This is a genomic window from Leifsonia sp. NPDC102414 (assembly GCF_044765685.1).
GTDB lineage: Bacteria > Actinomycetota > Actinomycetes > Actinomycetales > Microbacteriaceae > Leifsonia.
Window position 1 is genome coordinate 275,356 of the sequence record NZ_JBIWKN010000005.1, and the last position, 20,643, is coordinate 295,998.

Consider the following 20,643-nt stretch of genomic DNA (forward strand, 5'->3'; position numbering starts at 1 on the left):
TGTCGCGGCCCTCGCCACCCAATCCCGCTCCGAGGGGATGGTCTCAGTGCGAATCGCCGCGGATGCCCGCGGTATCCGTGCGCTCGAGTCCCCTCAGATACGCGCCGAGCACCTGCCGCGCATCGACGGGGGCGGCGCGAGCTGCTCTGTACATCAGCAGGGCATCGACCAGTCCGACCAGGTCGCTGGCGTGGGCTGCCGCATCCGAGATGCCGGCAGCGGTCAAGACCTCCTGGGCGGCGACGTTCAACCGGGACCGAACGGGGGCGCCGACGGTGAGTCTCGATCGCAGCTCTTCGTCGTCCCGCAGTTCGAACAGGAGCGCGAACCGGGCGGCCTGCGCATCCTCGCGCAGGGCCAGGCGGTCGAGGAAGCCCACGGCGACATGTGTCGCCTCCTCGGTGGAGAGAACGGTCGGCACGACGAGGACGCTCACATCCTCCTCGGTGTATGCGGCGAGACGATCGACGACCAGGGCCGTCAGCTCGTAGCGGGTTCTCGCGTAGTACGACGTCGATCCGGCAGCGAGCCCGGCCTCGACATCGACAGCGCGATGCGTCATGGCGCGGATCCCCTGCTGCGCGATGAGCCGCACCGCAGCATCCGCGATCTGTTCGCGTCTCGTCATGTACCTCACCCGTTCGTGCCTCTACAATCATAGAGACCTCTACATTTGTAGAGGATGATCGAGGAAGGAGTCGCGCATGAAGGTTGCTGTCGTCGGGGGAGGGCTTTCCGGCCACGCGATCGCTCGAGCGATCGCCGCCAGGGGTGCATCTCCCGTGCTGTTCTCGCGCTCGACAGGGTTCGACGTGACCCGGGATGACGCGATGCTCCGGCTGCGCGACGCGGACGTGATCGTCGAAGCGACCGGACGATTCACCACCAGCCGTTCGATCGCCACACGGTTCTTCACACAATCGACTCGGGCGGTGGCCGCCGCAGCGAACGCGGTGGGTGCGCGGCATGTGCTCCTCTCCATCGTCAACTGCGAACGTGCAGAGGTGCAGGGGTACGGGTACTTCGCCGGCAAGCGAGCGCAGGAGGAGGCCGCCAGGGACCTGAGCCGTGACCTCGCCATCGTGCGTACAACGCAGTGGTTCGAATTCGCAGGTCAGACACTCGAAAGGATGGGGCTCGGTCCAGTGGGGCTCGTGCCGCGAATGCTCATCCAGCCTGTCGCTCTCGACGCCGTCGCCGCGGTCGTAGCAGACGCCGCAGTGGAACCAAAGACTGTCGTCCAGCGAGAGGTGGCCGGCCCAGAGATCATGACCCTCGCAGAGATGACCAGAAGGGTCAGGCCGACGAAAGTCGTGCGCATCCCCCTGCTCCCGCCTGGGCCGACCTGGAGGGCGATCCGACACGGTGCCTTGCTGCCCTCCCAGGATGCCGCCATCGTCGGACCGACGTTCTCGGACTGGCTTGCTCACGATCGGACGCACGCCGAGGCCGATGGCATCGGAGATGCTTCGTCGGCCTGAGGCCGGGCTCACACGGCTGACGCGCGCCGGTCCACGGGACGGGTGCCTTGCACAGGCTTATTTTATGACTTACGATAAGTCATGAAATAAGCCTGTCACTGTCGATGGAGACTCCCGTGAAAGAACTCACCACCCGTGATCTGAGGAAGCGTAACCGATCACGCGTTCTGCGCTTGATCGTTCGCGACGGGGAGACCTCACGGCGGCATCTGGCCGCCGCGCTCGGCCTGTCGCTCGCGACGGTGACGAACGTGGTCGCCGATCTGGTCGGCGAGGGTCTCGTCAGAGAGTCCGGCGCGTTTCCGTCGGATGGCGGCCGCCCGACCGCCATGCTCTCGGCGAACCCGGAGGGCGCATACTTCGTCGGGGCGTCAGTCCGCGAGGACGGAGCCACGGCGGTGATCCTCGATTTGAGCCTGTCCGTGATCGCGCGAGTCGATCGGGTCGCTGGAGCGTTCTCCGATCCGGAGGCAATGGCTGCGACCGTGACCGAGGCGATCGATGAGGCCATCCGCGCCGTCGACCGTCCTGCGGCGATCTATGGTGTCGGTCTGGGAATGCCAGGGCTCATCCAGGTGAAGGGTGACTCGTGGTCAGGCGCCGCCGACTACGTGATGACCAGCAACGGATACGGCCAAGGCCTCGGCTGGGCGACCACCCCGACCAGCGTGAGCCGGATCTACGAACATGCCGACCTTCCGACGTTCGCCGACAACGGTGCGAAGACCCAGGCGATGGCAGAGTCGTGGTTCGGCGCGGCTCGAGAGCTGGACGACGTGCTCATCGCCCTCGTCGGTCGCGGGCTCGGGCTCGGCATCATCAGCGACGGCCGGCTGCTCCGCGGCTCTGTGATGGGTGCCGGCGAATGGGGGCACACGAAGATCTCCACGGGAGGACCGACCTGCAGCTGTGGCAGCAGGGGGTGTCTCGGCACGTACATCGGCGCAGGTGGAATCGCCCGCAGGTGGCGCGAGGCCGGCGGGCAGCCGGCGGACGATCTGTCCACGGCCGTCGACGACCTCATCGCCTCGGCGAGCTCAGGAGACGAGCGTGCGGCAGGCGTTCTCACAGAGACGATCGAGCTTCTCGGGCTCGGCCTGTCGAACATCGTGAATCTGTTCAATCCGGAGCGAATCGTTCTGGGCGGATGGGTCGGCCTGAAGCTGACCGGGTTCGACCTCGCCGCCATCACCGGGGCGACGCGCCAGCGCTCGCTTCCCCAGCTGGCCTCCGGATTCGACTTCGTCCCGGCCGCGCTCGGCCGCGACTCGAGCGCTCAGGGCGCCGCACTGCTCGCGTTGGAGAGCCTCATCGACCATCCGGTCCGCAGGACAGTGACGGCTGATTCCGACCTCATCACCGTGACCCACTGACCCGCTCGACCACCCACGACCACCACACGAAAGGAACCGCGAATGAGTATCGACCACCTGCGCACCGCCGCCGTCTGGCCCGTCATGCTGACACCGATGAACTGGGATCGCACCATCGACTGGGAGGGAGTCGACCGGCTCACCGACTGGTACATCGACGCCGGAGTGACCGGCCTGTTCACGAACTGCCGATCGAGTGAGGTCGAGTTCCTCACTCCGGATGAGCGGGTGCAGCTCGCAGAGCGCGTCGTCAAGCGCGCGAACGGCCGCGCCGCCGTCGTGGCGACGGGGACGTTCGGCGCGCCGGTCGAAGACGAGATCGAGTCGATCAAGCGGATGGACGACGTCGGAGCCGACGCAGTGGTCATTCTGACGAACCACCTCGGCGAGCCTGGCGCGTCCGAGGCCCAGTGGTCGGGGAAGCTCGAGCAGATCGTCGAGGGGACCGGAGACATCAAGCTCGGTTTCTACGAGTGCCCGACTCCGTGGAAACGCGTGCTCCCCGCGAACGTCTACGGCTGGGCCGCCGACACCGGACGTTTCGTCTTCCACAAAGACGTCAGCCACTCGGTCCCTGATATCGCGGCGAAGCTCGAAGCGTCGGCCGGGACGCCCCTGCGCCTCTACAACGGTCAGATCTCCTCTGTGATCGAGTCCATGATCCTCGGCGGTTCCGGACACTCCGGCTATGCGTCGACGCTGTTCCCGGAGTTGGCGGTCTGGCTGTGCGCGAACGGAACGCGCGACGACGACGACACCCGGAGGGTGCAGCGACTGCTGACCGTCGCCGAACGGATGATCAATGTCGGATACCCGACATCGGCGAAGCAGTGGCTCGGCTACACGACCGACCTCGGAATCGCGCCGGTGAGCCGGATGCCAGGCAGCTACATCCTCGGCGCGCACGAGTTCGACCCGCTGGCGAACATGGTCGACCTCGTCAAGTCGCTCGAGCTGCAGCTCGCCTGATCCACCTTCCGGCCGGTCGCAAAGCCTCCGGCCGGCCGGAAGTGTGATCTTCCATCGACGTTTCAACCGACAGAAGTGAGGAGGCGCAATCGTCGCCCACGTCACTGGGCGCCAGCTGTACCGTCTCGCGGGGCCGCTTCGGCCCCGAGCATTTTCAGACAAGGAGGTCTTCAATGCATTTCCACTCGACACACTATCCCGTCGCTCGTCGATCGGGTCACTACCGTGCCCGCATCGGCGGCGTGGTGGCAGCATCGGTCGCCATTGTGCTGGCGATCGCCGGATGCTCTTCACCGGCCACCACCAGCGCGACCGCACAGAACAAATCCCTCACACTGGCGGCATCCATCGACGCGGGCTCATTCGATCCTGCGCTGATCCAGAACGGCAACCAGGCCCAATTCTGGACACCGGTCTACGACACGCTCCTGCTGCTCAAGCCCGATGCCACGATCGCTCCGGGGCTTGCGGAGAAATTCGAGTACAACGCCGATAAGACGGTGCTCACCTTGAATCTGCGGAAGGGGGTGACGTTCAGCGACGGCACGCCGTTCAATGCGGAGTCCGTCAAGGCGAATGTGGAGCACCTCAGGAACGGAAACGGTCAGAACAGCTTCATGGTCGGTTCGATCAAGACCGTGGTCCCCGTCGACGATCACACGGTGAAGCTCGAGCTCAGCCAGCAGGACCCGGCGCTGCTCACCTATCTCACGATGGCCGGCGGAGCCGAGGGGAGCCCTGCGGCGCTCGCGTCGCCGTCGATCGCCACGAATCCGGTCGGGTCCGGCCCGTACGTGCTCGACACGAAGCAGACCGAACTCGGCGCGACGTATGTCTACACGCGCAATCCGGACTATTGGGACAAGAAGTCGTTCCCCTTCAAAACGGTCACCATCAAGGTGATGTCGGATCTCACCGCGCGGATGAATGCGCTGCAGTCTGGACAGGTGCAGGGCGCGATTGCGGACGGTACGAGCGTCGCGACAGCGAAGGCGGCAGGGTTGAACGTCTCGTTCAACCCGGTGAACCGTCGCGGTCTGATCATCGCCGATCGGGCGGGCACGGTCGTTCCTGCTCTGGCCAACCCGCTGGTGCGGGAGGCCATCAACTACGCGATCGACGCGAAGGGATTGCTCAAGAGCATCCAGCAGGGTTACGGCACGAGGTCGACCCAGATCTTCAACCCGCTCAGCGTCGCGTACGACAAATCGCTCAATGACGAATATCCGTTCGACCCAGCCAAAGCCAAAAAGCTCATGGCCCAGGCCGGCTATGCGAACGGCTTCGATGTCGTGATGCCGGAGAACCCGACGGAGAAATCGAACCCGATCGTGGCGCAGCAACTCGGTGACATCGGCATCCGCGTGAAGTGGGCCAAGGTCGACGCCACGAACTACGTCAGCGAGGTGCAGTCCGGCAAGTACGGCATGTTCTGGATGTCGCTCAGCATCGGAGACCCGTGGTGGGACCTCACGAAGCAGGTCCTGCCCACTGGGCCGTGGAATCCCTTCAAGACGACGGATCCTGCCCTCGATCCGCTGATCACCAAGGCCAAGACGGCCACCTCCTCCAGCGCGTATCAGACCGCGATGCAAGACGTGAACCGGTGGCTGGTGAAGAGCGGCTGGTTCAACATCTGGTACGTCGAGCAGGCGGTGTACATCACCTCGAAGGATGTGAAGGCCACGATGCACGCCGAGAACACCGTCCCGTACATCAGGGACTTCGCCCCGGCATCCTGATCGGTCGGGGCGGCGGCTCAGGCTGTCGCCCCGGCTCGTCCCACCGGCCGTCAGAACGAAAGTCATCACCATGCTCCTGCTCTTCGCGAGGCGAGCGCTTGCCGCGGTCGTCCTCCTCTTCGCGATCACGTTCGTCGCCTTCCTCCTCATCTACAGCGGAGGCGGCAATGTCGCCCGAAACATCCTCGGCGAACTGGCGACCCAGGACCAGGTCGACGGGCTCTCGGATCAGCTGGGCCTCAACCAGCCGATCCTGGTGCAGTACGCCACCTGGCTGGGGAACGCCATCCACGGCGATTTCGGCGTCTCCTGGTTCTCCCAGGCCCCCGTCGGCCCTGCGCTGCTGAGCCGACTGGCCGTGACCCTCTCGATCGTCGCGGTGGCGGTAGCGCTGGCCGCCATCGTCAGCGTCGCGCTCGGCATGACGGCCGCCGTGCGCGGCGGGTGGCTCGACAGGGTCATCCAGCTCTTCGCCGTCGGCGGCGAGGCGCTTCCGAACTTCTGGATCGGTCTCTTCCTCGTCTCGGTTTTCGCCGTTTCGCTGCATTGGTTCCCTGCGACAGGCTTCGTGCCGTTCTCCACCTCCCCGATCGGCTGGTTGCAGACGATCACCCTCCCCGTCATCGCCCTCGTGATCGGCGGGGTCGCGTCAGGTGCTCAGCAGATCCGCGGAGCGGTGATCGACGTGCTGGAGAAGGATTACGTCAGGACTCTCCGCGCGCGGGGACTTCCCGAACGGTCCGTGCTCCTCCGGCACGTCCTCCGCAACGCCGCGTCACCGGCGGTCACCGTGATCTCGCTCCAGTTCATCGGCCTCCTCGGCGGAGTCGTCCTGATCGAGCGGGTCTTCGGGCTGCCAGGCCTCGGAAGCTTCGCGGTCACTGCGACGATCCAGGGCGACCGTCCCGTTGTCATGGGAGTACTCATCACCATGTCGATCATCGTGGTGATCGTGAACCTCATCGTCGATCTGGTGATCGGCTGGATCAACCCGAAAGCGAGAATCCGATGACAACGCAGCCGATCGCAGCGATCGAACGCAGACGCCACGGCGCGATCTGGCGCTTCACCAGGAACCCGCTGGCCATGACGGCCAGTATCGTCCTGATCCTCATCATCCTCGCGAGCGTGTTCGCACCTGTGCTGGCGCCACACGACCCCAGTCGCGCCGTGCTCGAACTCACCAACGCGCCTCCAGGAGGCACGTTCCTGCTCGGTGGAGACGGCGCGGGTCGCGACATCTTGAGCCGGTTGATCTTCTCGGGAAGGCTGACTCTTCTCGGAGTTCTCATCACGGACTGCGTCGCCGCCGTGATCGGCGTGACCTTCGGTCTGCTGGCCGGGTACTTCGGCGGCATCCTCGACAACGTCAGCGGATGGCTCGCCAACTTCCTGATCGTGCTTCCCGGCACTCTCGTGCTCGTTTCGCTGTTCACGATCATCGGGCCCAACATCCTGCTGTCGATGGCTGTTCTCGGCGTGCTGATCGCGCCCAACTTCTTCAGGGTCACCCGCAATCAGGTGATCGCCGTGAAGAACGAACTCTATGTCGACGCGGCGAAGGTCTCCGGGCTTTCGAACGCACGGATCATCGGACGGCACATCCTCTCCGTCGTTCGTGGACCGATCATCATTCTGTTCGCCACAGTGGGCGGGATCGCCATCGTCGTACAGGCCGGGCTCGAATTCATCGGTCTCGGCGATCCGGCGACGCCGACGTGGGGAGGGATGCTGCAGGACGCCTTCACGAACATGTTCGTCGCCCCCCTCGCATTCCTGCCGCCCGGACTCGCGATCGGCGTGACCGTCGCCTCCTTCATCCTCGTCGGGAACGGCGTCCGCGACGCGCTCAACGACACCGCTCCGCCGAAGAGGAGGGCGCCGCGAGTCCCCGCAAGCGCTGCGGTCGAGCCGGCGCAGACCGCACCGCATCCGACGGACACGCTGCTGAGCGTGCGCGACCTGGAGGTCGGCTACCAGACAGCCGACGGCGACCACGTGACCGTCGTGCACGGCGTGAGCTTCGACATCGCACGCGGCGAGGTCTTCGGACTCGTCGGAGAGTCAGGATCCGGAAAGACGCAGATCGTCCTGTCGGTGCTCGGTCTGCTTCCGAGAGGAGGCGCGGTCGAAGCCGGGAGCATCCGTCTGGCCGGAACCGACCTGAGGAGCCTCAGCGCATCCGAACGCCGTTCGATCCTGGGGCGCCGCATCGGCTACATTCCGCAGGAGCCGATGAGCAACCTCGATCCAGCGTTCACGATCGGACGTCAGCTGGTCGAGCCGTTGCGCAGCGTCGCCGGGCTGTCGCGCTCCGAGGCTCGCAAACGATCGCTCGACCTCCTGGCCAGGGTCGGCATCACCGATCCCGAGCGTGTCTTCCGTTCCTATCCGCACCAGGTGAGTGGAGGGATGGCCCAGCGGGTCCTCATCGCCGGGGCGATCTCATGCGATCCCGACCTGCTCGTCGCCGATGAGATGACGACCGCGCTCGACGTGACGGTCCAGGCGGAGATCCTCGACCTGGTGCGCGACATCCAGATCGAGCGCGGCCTCAGCGTCCTTCTCGTCACGCACAACTTCGGCGTGGTAGCCGACCTGTGCGACACCGTCACCGTCATGAAGGACGGACTCATCCTGGAACACCAGAGCGCAGCCGGGCTCTTCGGTTCGCCTCAACACCCGTACACCCGCGGTCTGCTCGACTCCACTCTGGAGGGCGCGCCCCTGCGCGAGCCACTGGACAGCGACGCGGAGACCGCGCAGATCTCAGGAGGCGCCCGATGACACTGCTCACCGTGGACGACGTCGTCGTCGAATACACCCGCGGCCGGACCCGTTTCAGGGCGGTGGACGGAGTGTCCATCTCGATCGCCGAAGGCGAGACACTCGGGTTGGTGGGTGAGTCCGGTTCCGGCAAGACCACGCTCGGTCGGGCAGTGCTCGGGTTGGTGACGCCGGAGTCGGGTACCGTGCGTTTCCGGGGCCAGGACATCACATCGCGGACCAGAGCGCTTCGGCGCAGCCTGGCCAGGGAAATCCAGGTCGTCTTCCAGGATCCGTACACGTCGCTGAATCCCATGCTGTCGATCGGTGACATCCTGGCCGAGCCGTTGCGGGCGCAGGGGGCGACGAGGAACGACGCCAGGCGCAGGATCGTGGAGCTGCTCGACCAGGTGCACTTGCCGGCCGGGTCGATCTCGCGGGTCGCGCGCGAGTTCTCAGGCGGTCAGCGCCAGCGGATCGCGATCGCACGCGCCCTTGCTGTGCGGCCATCGCTCATCGTGTGCGACGAACCGGTGAGCGCGCTCGACCTCACGACGCAGCTCCGCGTCCTCGAGTTGTTCAAGGAGATCCAGGAGAGCACGGGGGTGGCGTACCTGTTCATCTCGCACGATCTGGCTGTCATCCGGGCGATCAGCCATCGGGTAGCAGTCCTCTACCGGGGCAAGCTGGTCGAGCACGGCTCGGCTGAGGCCATCACGGCCACCCCAGCGGACCCGTACACTCGGCGACTGCTGATGTCGGCACCCGTCCCAGACCCTGTCGAGCAGGCCAGACGCAGGGCAGAGCGGCACGAGCTCCTCGTGGCGGGCACATGAGCGCCACGGAGCGGAGCGGTCGGCTGCGCGTGTTCATCGCCAACCGCATCGACGAAGCGCTCTGCGCGGTGATGACCGAGCTCGAACCGCGGATCGACCTGCTCTGGGAACCGGACCTTCTGCGCCCCCGACGGAGGATGGGAGACCACCACGGCGACCCGGATTTCACTCGCAGTCCCGCGCAGCAGTCCCGGTTCGAGACGCTGGTGTCGCGAGCTGACGTGTTCTTCGGTGTGCCGGACGAGTCTGCCTCGGTCCTCCGGCGTGCGGTGGATTCGAATCCTTCGCTGCGCTGGGTGCACACGATGGCGGCAGGCGGAGGGTCTCAGATCAAAGCCGCCGGGCTGTCCCCGGTTCAACTCGAGTCGATCGTCTTCACCACCTCCGCAGGTGTTCACGCGGATCAACTCGCAGAGTTCGCCCTCCTCGGCGTGCTCGCCGGGGCCAAAGATCTTCCGCGTCTCCTCTCCGCGAAGGCCAGGCGGGAATGGGAACCACGATGGCCGATGGGCGCGGTGCGTGGCCGAACAGCCATCGTCGTCGGTCTCGGGAACATCGGGAGGATGTTCGCACGGAAGGCATCGGCGCTCGGCATGCGTGTCGTCGGCGTTCATCGCTCCGCGACCGAGGTGCCGGGGGTCACGACGGTCGTGCCGCCCGCGAAGCTCCGCGACGTGCTCCCCGGCGCGGACGCGGTCGTCGTCGCCCTTCCGGGAACGGATGCCACGTTCCACTCCATCGGCCGTGCCGAATTCGCCGCGATGCGCGATGGAGCGACATTCGTGAACGTCGGCAGAGGCGCCGTCGTCGACGAGAGCGCCCTCGTCGAGGCCCTCGAGGAAGGCAGGATCGGCTTCGCGGCACTCGACGTGTTCGAGACGGAGCCCCTCTCTTCCAAGAGCGCGCTGTGGTCCATGACCAACGTCATCCTCAGCCCGCACACCGCGGCTCTCGACCCGCAGGAGGACAGGAGGATCGTCGAGCTCTTCGCGGGCAACGCCACCCGTCTGCTCGACGGCGACCCACTCGTCAACCGGGTGAACACGGTCGACTTCTACTAGCAGCACAGCTCGCTGACGATCATGCTCGGGGCGCTCGCCGGGATCAGCCGACGGGCGGTCGACGACATCGGGGGCTTTGTGCGACCCCGCACCCGGACGTGTGCGTCATTCCGGCATCGTGACGACCACTTTGCGTCCGCGCTCCGCCCTCTCCGCCGCCCTGTGCGCATCCCACACCCGGTCGAACGGGATGGCATCGACTGCTAGCGGCGTCAGCTCGCCAGCCGCGAGCATCCCGAGCAGCGTCGTGAGGCCGCGCCGGTAGTCGTTGCGCCTCGTCAGGACGAGACCGGGCACCGAGCACACGCGCTGCCGCTGCCCGCCCCAGCGATGCGCCGCCGACGAGAGCGAGCCCAGCAGCGAGTCCGCGCGCTCGTGCCCCGGTCGGCCGACGAACGCCGTGTGCACCCAGGTGCCGTGCGGCGCGAGCGCGCCGAGCACCTCCTGCGAGCCCGTGTGGTCGATCGCGGCGTCGACGCCTCCGCCGCTCGCGTTCTTCACGCGCGCGGCCCAGAGCGGGTCGGTGTAGTCGACGAAGGCCACGCCGAGTGCCTCCGCCGCCGCACGCGATCGGGTGGATGCGCTGCCGAACACGGTCAGCCCGTCGCGCTGGGCGAGCTGCGCCGCATACGAGCCCACCGGCCCTGTGACTCCCTGCACGAGGATGCTGCCGCCCGCATCCACTGCTGCGAGCTGCAGGGCGTGCCAGGCGGTGATCAGGTCCAGCGGCGCCGTCGCGGCCACGGCGGAGTCGAGTGCGTCCGGCACGGGAGCGAGCAGCGTCGCGGGGATCACGATGCTGGTCGCGTGCGCTCCCATGCGGGGGAGGACGCCTGCGACGCGATCGCCTGCGCGCATCCCGAGCACCGCGGAGACGGCAGACTCGGTTTCGAGGACGCCGACGAAGTCGTAGCCGGTGACGAAGCCGGGGAGCGGCTGGAAGACGTAGCCGCCACGGCGGGCGAGCACGTCGGTCGAGCCGAGGGAGGCGTGCGTGATGCGCACGGCGACCTCCGTGCCGCGGGGCGCGCGCATTTCCTCGTCGACGAGCGCGACGCCGTCGGCGTCGCCGAAGCTGGTGACTCTGGCGGCCGTTCTGCTCTGCATGCGCTCAGCCGGCCCGGCGTGCGAGCAGCCCTGAGCGCTCCTGGTGCGCCTCGAACCAGTCGGCGACGTACCAGCACATCGGCACGATCTTCAGTTCGGTGTTCGCCTCGATGTCGTTCACGGCGTATTCGACCAGCTGCGCCGCATACCCGTTTCCGCGTTTCGCCGGCGTGGTGAACGCCCGCGTCAGCGAGATCGAACCGCCCAGAATGCTGTAGTCGAGCACGCCGACCAGCTCGCCGTCGATGCGCATCGCGTACCGTTTCGCATCCGTCTCGTTGCTGAACTCCGTGGCCATGCGCCCATCGTACGTCCGTCGCGTGCGAAGGGAACCCGGGGTAGGCTGACGACGTGGGATCCCGACCCGCACCCTTCGGGCTTCCGCGCGCAGTTCCGCGTTCGAGCCACAGCAGGCCAGGCCGCAGGCGACGTCCGTCGCGTGTGTAGCGAATGACTCTGGAGCCCGCTGTGACGTTCGATTCCCCGTCGCCTCTCTCGCCAGCCCACCAGGCCCTGCTCGCTCAGGTGCCGATCAGGGACCACACGGTGATCGAGGCGGAGACCATCCTCTACGAGCACGAGGGGGTCGCGCTCGAGGGCTATCTGGCCAGGGATGCGCAAGCCGACGAACGTCGTCCGGCCGTCCTGCTGCTGCACGACTGGCACGGCGTCGGAGACACGGTGAAGATGCGCGCCCAGATGCTCGCGCGCCTCGGTTATGTGGCGTTCGCCGCCGACCTGTACGGCGTCGGCGTGCGCCCGCAGGGTGAGGCGGCGTCGGAGGAGGCGGGCAAGTACTACCGCGACCTGGCGCTGTTGCGCACGAGGGTCGCCGCCGGATTCACCGTGCTGCAGCAGCACCCCACCGTCGACCCTGCCCGTCTCGCCGTGATCGGCTACTGCTTCGGCGGGACGGCCGCGATCGAGTTCGCGCGCACGGGCGCGCCGGCCAGGGGAGTCGTGTCGTTCCACGGCGGCCTGATCGCGCACGAGCCGTCCGACGCCGCGGCGATCGCAGCATCCCTCCTCGTCCTCACCGGCGGGGACGACCCCGTCGTCCCTCCGGAGGCGGTCGTCGCGTTCGAGAACGAACTGCGCGGAGCCCCGCACGTCGACTGGCAGGTCACCACGTACTCGGGAGCCCCGCACGCGTTCACGATCCCTGGCTCCGACCGCTACCGGCCGACAGCGGATGCGCGGAGCTGGCGTGCGCTGGTCTGCTTCCTCGACGAGGTGTTCGCCTGAGCGGTACCCTCGCCTGATGGACCACCCGGAACTGTTCGAACCTGACGACCCGTTCGTCGAGCGGATGCGCGCCATCTGCCTGCGCTTCCCCGAAGCGGTCGAGGTCTCGGCGTGGGGCCGCCCGACGTTCCGCGCCGGCAAGAAGGTCTTCGCGCTCGCCGGAAGCGGCCTCGCCCGCCCGTACTCGCTCGTCTTCAAACCGGACCCTGACGAGGCCCGCGCCTTCCATGAGGACCCGCGATTCTTCGTCCCGAAGTACTGGGGCGCATCCGGGTGGCTGGGCATCGACATCGACCCTGCTGCGCCCGATTCGGTGTGGAAAGAGGTCGCGGAATTGATCGAGACGTCGTACCGCCAGGTGGCTCTGAAGCGCCAATTGGCGGTACTGGACGAGGTCATGTAAGCTCTAATCCGGCCCGCGAGCAGGAATGTTCGAAGGCATTGCGCCCGTAGCTCAACGGATAGAGCATCTGACTACGGATCAGAAGGTTGGGGGTTCGAATCCCTCCGGGCGCACACTGGTTGAGACAGTAGACACGGCCCCCGCTTCGGCGGGGGTTTTGTCGTTTAAGCGACCGCTCTGCGCGGCCGCATACCGCCCGGCCAGCACCCCGAACGCCTCCCGCAGATCCCTTGGCTGCACGTCCGCCAGCGCCGCGTCGAACCGGCCGAGCGATGCCGCCAGCGCCACCCACGACCACGACCCCACGTGGATGCGGCACCGCCCGTCCCCGAGGTCATCCACGACAGCGTCGCCCGCGAACGGCAGCACCTCGGCGGCGGAGATCTGCAGCACCGCGCTGCCGCGGCACGGCCACTCGTCCGCCGTCTCCGATCCCGTGAACCGGGCGGACACGAACGCGCGCACATCCGCTCCCGGCAGCTCCCGCGGCGAGAACCTGCGACCGTTCGGGATGCGCGGACTGATCCGGTCGACCCGGAAGATGCGCCAGTCGTCGCGGTCGAGATCCCATCCGACGAGGTACCAGCGCTCGCCGGAGACGACGAGGTGGTGCGGCTCGACGCGGCGGGGCGCATCCGACGTCGCCGCCGCACTCGCCGCATCCACCGCCCGGTAGTCGAACCGCAGCGTCTCCCGCGCCCGGAGGGCCGCGGACACCGCCACCAGCACCTCCGTCGACACCGGCTCGACGGCGGCGTTCAGCGCGTTGGGCATCGCAGTGAACTGCAGCGCATCCAGCCGGTGTCGCAGCCGCGACGGCATCACCTGCCGCACCGTGGTGAGCGCCCTGACCGCTGCCTCCTCGATGCCGACCCCGCTGACCGTCGCCGCCTGCAGGGCGACCGCGACCGCGACCGCCTGGTCGTCGTCGAAGAGAAGGGGAGGGAGGTCGGAGCCAGCCGCGAGGCGGTACCCGCCGTCCGGCCCCTTGGTGGCGCGGATGCTGTAGCCCATCTCGCGGAGGCGGTCGACGTCGCGCCGCACCGTGCGCCGGCTGATGTCGAGCCGCTCGGCGAGAAGCTGCCCCGGCCAGTCCCTCCTTGCCTGCAGCAGGGACAGCAGCACGAGGAGGCGGGAGCTGGTCGCTGTCATGGGTTCAGCGTAGATCGAGTAGAGGACCGTAACTGTCCTCTACTGCTGTGAGAGTGGGCGTCGCCCGGATGGTCCGGGCACACCATCAGCGAGGAGCAGCCATGTCCGTCACCACCACACCCCATCTCAACTTCCGCGGAGCCGCGAAGGCGGCCCTCGAGTTCTACCACTCGGTCTTCGGCGGCCGGCTCATCCTGGTCAGCAACGCCGACGCCCACTCCGCAGAGACCCCGGCCGAAGCGGATCAGATCAAGTTCGGCCAGGTCATCGGCGCGGACGGCTTCCAGATCATGGCGTACGACGTCCCGGCCAGCGCCTCGTACGACCAGGGCGAGAAGTCGGTCTTCGTCTCGGTGCGCAGCGATTCCGCGGACGAGATCGCCACCCTGTGGGGGAGGCTGGCACAGGGCTCGACCATCGTCGAAGACCTCGGCCCATCGGTGTTCTCGCCCGCATACGGGATGCTGAAAGACCGGTTCGGCGTCACCTGGGTGCTCGACGTCGCGGTGGCGTGGGACGCGGCCTGACCTGACCGGGGTCGCCGCGGCGTCACTCCGCCGCGGTCGGCCCCACGGTCTCCGTGCTCGCCACGCCGGCCCCATCCCCTTTGAGCTCGATCAGGATGGTGTGCGTCGGCGTCGAACCCACGTTCTCGCCGGAGTGCCGCTGCGCGGGCAGCCAGACCGCGTCGCCCGCATCCAGATGCACAGAGCGTTCCCTGCCAGGTGTGCGCAGGTGCCGGTCGAAATCGGTCAGTGCGACAAGCACGCTGTTCGGATGGTCGTGGTCGTTGGTGCGAACGCCTGGCGTGTCCGTGTAGTCGAGCACGCGCACGAACTCGTTCTCCCAGAGCAGGCGGTAGTTCTCCGGGTCGGTGCGGATCGGGTCGTCGGTGACCATGCCGCGAGGATACGCCGATTCAGGCCGCGTGCACCCACTCACCCCGAAGTGCGCCCTTCCGTGCCCGCCGCGGCCTCCATACGCTGGCTCCATGAGCACCAGCAGCGCCGGCACCAGCACGCCCGCCACCGCCCCGGCCCTCGCTACCACGGGGTCCACCGGCATCCTGGGCGGCTACGTCGCCGGGATGCTCGCCGATGCGGGAGTGGCGCAGCGCCTTCTGGTGCGGGACCCGTCCAGAGCGCCCGAGCTGCCAGCATCCACGGTGCTGCCGTTCGCGTACTCGGACAGGGAGGCGTCGCTGCGAGCGCTCAACGGAGTCGAGACCCTGTTCATGGTGTCTGCCGCCGAGAACGCCGAGCGCCTGGCCGAGCATCGTGCGTTCATCGACGCTGCTCGGGATGCGGGGGTCCGCCACGTCGTGTACACCTCCTTCGTCGGGGCGGCGCCGGATGCGACGTTCACGCTCGCCCGCGACCACTTCCACACTGAGGAGCACCTGAAGCAGTCCGGCATGGCGTTCACCTTCCTGCGCGACAACCTCTACCTCGACTTCATGGATGCGATGGTCGGGGAGGACGGGGTGATCCGCGGTCCAGCAGGCGACGGGCGTGCCGCGATCGTGGCGCGGTTCGATGTCGCCCGTGTCGCCGCCGCGATCCTGCGCGACCCCGCGCAGCACGACGGCATCACTTACGAGCTGACCGGCCCGGAGGCGCTGACGATGACCGAGGTGGCGGCGATCCTGACCGCGCACCGGGGCACGCCCGTGCGCTTCCACGACGAGACCGTAGACGAGGCGTACGCCTCGCGCAGAAAGTGGGATGCGCCGCAGTGGCAGTATGACGCGTGGGTGTCGACATACACCGCGATCGCCGCCGGCGAGCTGAAGCGGGTGACGGACGACGTGGAGAAGGTCACGGGCACGGCCCCGCTCAGCCTGCAGCAGTTCCTCGAGCGCTGAGCCGCGGCGGCCGGGGCGCGTGTAATCTCGCAGAAGATCGCTCCCGCAACGGCTGAGCAACGAAAGAGCTGAGCAACGAAAGGAATGGCCGTGGTCAGCTTCAGAACCACCCTGCTGGGCGCAGGCGGCAACAACGTCGGCATCGTCGTGCCGGAGGAGGTCGTGCTCGGCTTCGATCGCGGCAAGCGCGTGCCTGTCGTCGTCACCATCGACGGCGGATACACCTACCGGAACACCATCGCATCCATGGGCGGCCGGTTCCTCATCTCGTTCAACGCCGAGACGCGGGCGGCCACCGGCAGGGGAGCAGGGGATGAGGTCGAGGTCACTCTCGAGGTCGACGACGCCCCCCGCACCGTGGAGGTCCCTGCCGAGCTCGCGGCGGCGTTTGCAGCCGACCGGGATGCGGCGAAGGCGTGGGATGCCCTCTCGTACAGCAAGCAGCGTGCGCACGCCACGGCGGTCGAGAGCGCGAAGAGCGACGACACCAGGGCGCGGCGGGTGCGGGGTGTGATCGAGGCGCTGCGCCCGTAGTCTCCCGATTCAGCTCAGCGATTTACCTGCATTTCGGCGCCGAAAAAATGCGACGCCGCAAATTTCAGGTGCGGTGTCACGAATGTCGGAGGCGTCTGCCAAACTTCTCAGGTACTGAAAAAGCCACCTGGGGGAACTGTGATCCTGCTCCGTCTGACCCTGCGTCACGCGCGCCCATACGTCTGGGGCATCGTGGGGGTGGTCGTGCTGCAATTGCTGTCCACGATCGCCGCGCTCTACCTGCCGAGCCTCAACGCGCAGATCGTCGACAAGGGCGTCGTCACCGGCGACACCGACTTCATCTGGAACACCGGAATGACGATGCTGGTCGTCTGCCTCGCCCAGGTGGTCACCGCGGTCGGCGGCATCTACTTCGGCGCCAAGGTGTCGATGGCGGTCGGGCGCGACCTGCGCCGTGAGGTGTACCGCAAGGTCGACTCGCTGAGCGCGCTCGACGTCGGACGCTGGGGAACGGCGACGCTCATCACGCGCAACACGAACGACGTCCAGCAGGTGCAGATGCTCGTGCTGATGACGCTCAACTTCATGGTGTCCACCCCGATCATGTGCATCGGCGGCATCATCATGGCGCTGCGCGAAGACCTCGGGCTGTCCTGGCTCGTCTGGGTGTCCGTGCCTGTGCTGTTCCTGGTCGTCGGCGTTCTCGTGGTGATGCTGCTCCCGCTGTTCCGCGAGATGCAGGAGCGCATCGACAAGGTCAACGGCGTGCTGCGCGAGCAGATCGTCGGCATCCGGGTCATTCGGGCGTTCGTCCGCGAGCCGTTCGAGTCAGAGCGCTACGCAGAGGCCAACCTCGCGCTCACCAGGGTGTCCGTCAAGGTCGGCAACATCTTCGTCCTGATGTTCCCCATCATCATGGTCATCCTGCACCTTGCCACGGCCGCCGTCCTCTGGTTCGGCGGGCAACGAGTGGATGCGGGCCAGATGCAGGTGGGCTCGCTCACCGCGTTCCTGCAGTACCTCCTCATGATCCTCACCGCCGTCATGATGGGCGTCTTCATGGTGATGATGATCCCGCGTGCCGTCGTGTGCGCCGGGCGCATCGACGAGGTGCTGTCCACCGAGCCGTCCGACGCCGGGTCCACCGGGGACGCGCCGCTTCCGTCGTCCGGGCGGGTCGAGTTCCGCGGAGTGACCTTCGGCTACCCCGGCGCTGAGAAGCCCGTGCTGAGCGACATCGACTTCGTCGCCGAGCAGGGCAGCATGACCGCGATCGTCGGCTCGACGGGAGCGGGCAAGACCACGCTCGTCAATCTCGTCCCCAACCTCTACACGCCGCAGCAGGGATCCGTGACGGTCGGCGGCGTGCGCGTGGACGCGCTAACCAGGGCGCAGCTCGCCGGCGTCCTCGGGCTCGTGCCGCAGCGCCCGTATCTCTTCTCCGGCACGATCAGGTCCAACCTGCGTTTCGGTCGACCGGACGCCACGGACGACGAGCTGTGGGAAGCGCTGCGCGTCGCGCAGGCCGACGACTTCGTGCGTGCCAAGGAGGGTGGCCTGGATGCGCGCATCTCGCAGGGCGGCACCAACGTCTCCGGGGGGCAGCGTCAGCGCCTCTGCATCGCGAGGGCCCTGGTCTCCCGGCCGCAGGTGTACCTCTTCGACGACTCGTTCTCCGCGCTCGACGTCGCGACGGACGCCCGCCTCCGCGCGGCGCTCGCCGACGCCACCAAGGAGTCGGCGGTGATCGTGGTGGCGCAGCGCGTGTCGACCATCCGGGAGGCGGACAGCATCATCGTGCTCGACGACGGCCGCATCGTCGGCCGGGGAACCCATGACGAACTCCTCGAAACGAGCGAGACCTACCGCGAGATCGTCGAATCGCAGCTGAGCCTGGAGGTGGCCTGAGATGGCACGCGACAAGCGCGCAGACGACGTCCTCGAACGCGACGACGTCACCGCCCCCGAGGTCGAAGACTTCGAATACACGCCGACGGAGGCCGACGGCGACATGTTCGGCGGAACGCCGGCCAAGAAGGCGCAGCACTTCTGGCCGTCGCTGCGCCGCCTGCTCGGCCTGCTCCGGCCGGAGCGCGTCAAGTTCACGTTCGTCGTCGCGCTCGTGGTGGTCTCGGTGATCCTCACGGTGATCGCGCCCAAGATCCTCGGATCGGCAATGGATGTGATCTTCCGCGGCGCGATCGGGGCCAACCTCCCCGCCAACGTTCCGCTGGACCAGCAGGTCGCCGCTGCCCGGGCAGCCGGCAACGATCAGCTCGCCGACATGCTCGCCACCACCAAGCCGGTCCCCGGTGAGGGCATCGACTTCGTGCTGCTGAGCCGGCTCATCTTCATCGTGCTGGCAATCTACCTGGTCGCCTCGTTCCTGATGTGGGCGCAGGGCTACGTGCTCAACGCGCTCGTCATGCGCGTCGTCTACCGGCTGCGTGCCGACATCGAGACCAAGCTCAATCGGCTGCCGCTCAGCTACTTCGACACCCGCCAGCGCGGCGACCTGATGTCGCGGGTCACGAACGACGTCGACAACATCCAGGCGGCACTCCAGCAGGCGTTCTCGCAGCTCGTGCAGTCTGTGCTCACCGTGCTCGGCATCACGATCATGATGTTCATCGTGTCGTGGCAGCTTGCGCTGATCGCCCTCATCGCCCTCCCGCTGTCCGGCGTGATCGCGGGCGTCATCGGCTCGCGGTCGCAGAAGCTGTTCGCGGCGCAGTGGAAGAACACCGGAACGCTCAACGGCCACATCGAGGAGTCGTACTCCGGCCTCGAGCTGGTGCGCGCCTTCGGCCGCGACGAGGTGATGCTCGCCGAGTTCGACGACCGCAACGAAAAGCTGTACCGCGCCTCGTTCGGAGCGCAGTTCGTGTCGGGAACGATCATGCCCGCCATGACGTTCGTCTCCTACCTCTCCTACGTGATGATCGCGGTCGTCGGCGGCCTCCGTGTCGCGACGGGCCAGATGACCCTCGGAGACGCGACGGCGTTCATCCAGTACTCGCGCGAGTTCACGCAGCCGATCAGCCAGGTCGCCGGCATCGCCAACATGCTGCAGTCGGGTGTCGCGTCCGCGGAGCGCACGTTCGAGTTCCTCGACGCCGACGAGCAGGAGCCGGACGACGTCAAGGCGGAACTGCCGGAGCGCACGGACGGCCACGTCGAGTTCGACCGTGTGTCGTTCAGCTACTCGTCGACCACGCCGCTCATCGAGGACCTGTCGCTCTCCGTCGACCCCGGCCACACGGTCGCGATCGTCGGTCCGACGGGCGCGGGCAAGACCACGCTGGTCAACCTGGTGATGCGGTTCTACGAGCTCGACTCCGGCCGCATCCTGCTCGACGGCATCGACATCACGGAGCTGTCTCGGGCTGAGCTGCGCGAGCAGGTGGGCATGGTCCTCCAGGACGCCTGGCTGTTCGGCGGCACGATCCGCGACAACATCCGGTACGGCCGGCTCGACGCCACGGACGAGGAGGTCATCGACGCGGCGAAGGCCACGATGGTCGACCGTTTCGTCCGCCAGCTCCCCGAGGGCTACGACACGGTGCTGGATGCGGACGGCGGCAGCGTCTCGGCGGGCGAGCGCCAGCTCATCACCATCGCTCGCGCCTTCATCGCGAACCCGTCGCTGCTGATCCTCGACGAGGCCACGTCGTCGGTCGACACCCGCACCGAGCTGCTGGTGCAGCAGGCGATGGCGGCCCTCCGCACCGATCGCACGTCGTTCGTGATCGCGCACCGACTCTCCACGATCCGGGATGCGCACACCATTCTCGTCATGGAGAACGGCGCCATCGTCGAACAGGGCAACCACGAGACGCTCCTCGCCCGCCGCGGCGCGTACTACGACCTGTACATGACCCAGTTCCGCGGAGAGGATGCAGAGGCAGACGCCGAACTCCTCGAAGCGGGCGGGGTGCAGGGCGGTGCTCCTGGCGTCGCCCCTGTGGCCGATGCCGCTGCCCCCGCTGCCGCTGCTGCTGACGCCGCCGCCGTTGACGCTGCCTCCGCTGCTGCCGACGCCGCCGCGGAGCGGCACGACGATGCCGCCGGAAGCCAGGACGACCTTGCCGAATTCGCAGGGGAGGACCGTCCGGCCGGGAGCTAAGCTGTCCCCGACCGGCGCTGTGA

At 67.3% G+C, this 20,643-nt stretch carries 20 protein-coding genes and 1 tRNA gene; 16 read left to right on the forward strand and 5 right to left on the reverse strand.

Features of this window, described 5'->3' with window-relative positions:
- Positions 1 to 43 precede the first annotated feature (43 nt).
- Positions 44 to 628 carry a TetR/AcrR family transcriptional regulator gene (locus ACIRCZ_RS18395; RefSeq protein WP_055889618.1) on the reverse strand — a complete coding sequence of 195 codons (585 nt, stop codon included), beginning with the start codon at positions 626 to 628 and terminating at the stop codon, positions 44 to 46.
- A 76-nt stretch (positions 629 to 704) separates the two neighbouring features.
- On the opposite strand from ACIRCZ_RS18395, the gene ACIRCZ_RS18400 reads away from it, so the two are divergent.
- From ACIRCZ_RS18400 to ACIRCZ_RS18435, 8 genes are all read left to right on the forward strand, one after another.
- Entirely contained in the window at positions 705 to 1,481 is a 777-nt protein-coding gene (locus ACIRCZ_RS18400; protein WP_402855711.1) for a hypothetical protein, read from the forward strand.
- Positions 1,482 to 1,585: 104 nt separating this feature from the next.
- Positions 1,586 to 2,854, forward strand: a complete 1,269-nt coding sequence (locus ACIRCZ_RS18405) for an ROK family protein (protein ID WP_082581129.1) — start codon at positions 1,586 to 1,588, stop codon at positions 2,852 to 2,854.
- 42 nt (positions 2,855 to 2,896) lie between these two features.
- Complete coding sequence (locus ACIRCZ_RS18410) at positions 2,897 to 3,823, forward strand: dihydrodipicolinate synthase family protein (RefSeq protein ID WP_055889626.1); 927 nt, start codon at positions 2,897 to 2,899, stop codon at positions 3,821 to 3,823.
- 173 nt (positions 3,824 to 3,996) lie between these two features.
- Entirely contained in the window at positions 3,997 to 5,565 is a 1,569-nt protein-coding gene (locus ACIRCZ_RS18415; RefSeq protein WP_082581130.1) for an ABC transporter substrate-binding protein, read from the forward strand.
- Positions 5,566 to 5,635: 70 nt separating this feature from the next.
- Complete coding sequence (locus ACIRCZ_RS18420) at positions 5,636 to 6,577, forward strand: ABC transporter permease (protein ID WP_055889630.1); 942 nt, start codon at positions 5,636 to 5,638, stop codon at positions 6,575 to 6,577.
- Positions 6,574 to 8,352, forward strand: a complete 1,779-nt coding sequence (locus tag ACIRCZ_RS18425; protein ID WP_402855716.1) for an ATP-binding cassette domain-containing protein — start codon at positions 6,574 to 6,576, stop codon at positions 8,350 to 8,352. The genes ACIRCZ_RS18420 and ACIRCZ_RS18425 overlap by 4 nt, the downstream gene beginning before the upstream one ends.
- Entirely contained in the window at positions 8,349 to 9,167 is an 819-nt protein-coding gene (locus tag ACIRCZ_RS18430) for an ATP-binding cassette domain-containing protein (RefSeq protein ID WP_402855719.1), read from the forward strand. Before ACIRCZ_RS18425 ends, ACIRCZ_RS18430 begins: the two co-directional genes overlap by 4 nt.
- Entirely contained in the window at positions 9,164 to 10,228 is a 1,065-nt protein-coding gene (locus tag ACIRCZ_RS18435; protein ID WP_402855722.1) for a D-2-hydroxyacid dehydrogenase, read from the forward strand. The genes ACIRCZ_RS18430 and ACIRCZ_RS18435 overlap by 4 nt, the downstream gene beginning before the upstream one ends.
- A gap of 105 nt (positions 10,229 to 10,333) precedes the next feature.
- On the opposite strand, the gene ACIRCZ_RS18440 is transcribed toward ACIRCZ_RS18435, so the two are convergent.
- Both ACIRCZ_RS18440 and ACIRCZ_RS18445 read right to left on the reverse strand, forming a co-directional pair.
- On the reverse strand, positions 10,334 to 11,335 hold the full coding sequence (locus tag ACIRCZ_RS18440; RefSeq protein WP_402855725.1) for a zinc-binding dehydrogenase: 1,002 nt from the start codon (positions 11,333 to 11,335) through the stop codon (positions 10,334 to 10,336).
- A 4-nt stretch (positions 11,336 to 11,339) separates the two neighbouring features.
- The gene (locus ACIRCZ_RS18445; RefSeq protein ID WP_055889664.1) at positions 11,340 to 11,633 is read right to left on the reverse strand and encodes a GNAT family N-acetyltransferase; all 294 of its coding nucleotides are present in this window, start codon (positions 11,631 to 11,633) and stop codon (positions 11,340 to 11,342) included.
- 170 nt (positions 11,634 to 11,803) lie between these two features.
- On the opposite strand from ACIRCZ_RS18445, the gene ACIRCZ_RS18450 reads away from it, so the two are divergent.
- The 3 genes from ACIRCZ_RS18450 to ACIRCZ_RS18460 all read left to right on the forward strand — a co-directional run bounded on the left by ACIRCZ_RS18450 (position 11,804) and on the right by ACIRCZ_RS18460 (position 13,096).
- Positions 11,804 to 12,580, forward strand: a complete 777-nt coding sequence (locus ACIRCZ_RS18450) for a dienelactone hydrolase family protein (protein WP_402855728.1) — start codon at positions 11,804 to 11,806, stop codon at positions 12,578 to 12,580.
- A 16-nt stretch (positions 12,581 to 12,596) separates the two neighbouring features.
- Positions 12,597 to 12,983, forward strand: a complete 387-nt coding sequence (locus ACIRCZ_RS18455; protein ID WP_402855731.1) for an MmcQ/YjbR family DNA-binding protein — start codon at positions 12,597 to 12,599, stop codon at positions 12,981 to 12,983.
- Between the two features lie 40 nt (positions 12,984 to 13,023).
- Positions 13,024 to 13,096: transfer RNA gene (locus tag ACIRCZ_RS18460), tRNA-Arg, on the forward strand.
- On the opposite strand, the gene ACIRCZ_RS18465 is transcribed toward ACIRCZ_RS18460, so the two are convergent.
- Positions 13,062 to 14,135, reverse strand: coding sequence for a helix-turn-helix transcriptional regulator (locus tag ACIRCZ_RS18465; RefSeq protein ID WP_402855734.1), 1,074 nt, complete (start codon positions 14,133 to 14,135; stop codon positions 13,062 to 13,064). The genes ACIRCZ_RS18460 and ACIRCZ_RS18465 overlap by 35 nt on opposite strands.
- A 101-nt stretch (positions 14,136 to 14,236) precedes the next feature.
- Here ACIRCZ_RS18465 and ACIRCZ_RS18470 point away from each other — a divergent pair, with 101 nt between their 5' ends.
- Complete coding sequence (locus ACIRCZ_RS18470; RefSeq protein ID WP_402855737.1) at positions 14,237 to 14,662, forward strand: VOC family protein; 426 nt, start codon at positions 14,237 to 14,239, stop codon at positions 14,660 to 14,662.
- A gap of 22 nt (positions 14,663 to 14,684) precedes the next feature.
- Here the strand turns inward: ACIRCZ_RS18470 and ACIRCZ_RS18475 are convergent, their stop codons facing one another.
- Positions 14,685 to 15,035: a hypothetical protein gene (locus ACIRCZ_RS18475; RefSeq protein ID WP_055889681.1), complete on the reverse strand. Its 351-nt coding sequence runs from the start codon at positions 15,033 to 15,035 to the stop codon at positions 14,685 to 14,687.
- A gap of 91 nt (positions 15,036 to 15,126) precedes the next feature.
- Here ACIRCZ_RS18475 and ACIRCZ_RS18480 point away from each other — a divergent pair, with 91 nt between their 5' ends.
- From ACIRCZ_RS18480 to ACIRCZ_RS18495, 4 genes are all read left to right on the forward strand, one after another.
- Complete coding sequence (locus ACIRCZ_RS18480; RefSeq protein ID WP_402855741.1) at positions 15,127 to 15,999, forward strand: SDR family oxidoreductase; 873 nt, start codon at positions 15,127 to 15,129, stop codon at positions 15,997 to 15,999.
- An 84-nt stretch (positions 16,000 to 16,083) separates the two neighbouring features.
- On the forward strand, positions 16,084 to 16,533 hold the full coding sequence (locus tag ACIRCZ_RS18485) for a DUF1905 domain-containing protein (protein ID WP_055889687.1): 450 nt from the start codon (positions 16,084 to 16,086) through the stop codon (positions 16,531 to 16,533).
- A 138-nt stretch (positions 16,534 to 16,671) separates the two neighbouring features.
- The gene (locus ACIRCZ_RS18490) at positions 16,672 to 18,402 is read left to right on the forward strand and encodes an ABC transporter ATP-binding protein (protein WP_402855744.1); all 1,731 of its coding nucleotides are present in this window, start codon (positions 16,672 to 16,674) and stop codon (positions 18,400 to 18,402) included.
- A gap of 1 nt (position 18,403) precedes the next feature.
- On the forward strand, positions 18,404 to 20,620 hold the full coding sequence (locus ACIRCZ_RS18495; protein ID WP_402855747.1) for an ABC transporter ATP-binding protein: 2,217 nt from the start codon (positions 18,404 to 18,406) through the stop codon (positions 20,618 to 20,620).
- Positions 20,621 to 20,643: the final 23 nt, after the last annotated feature.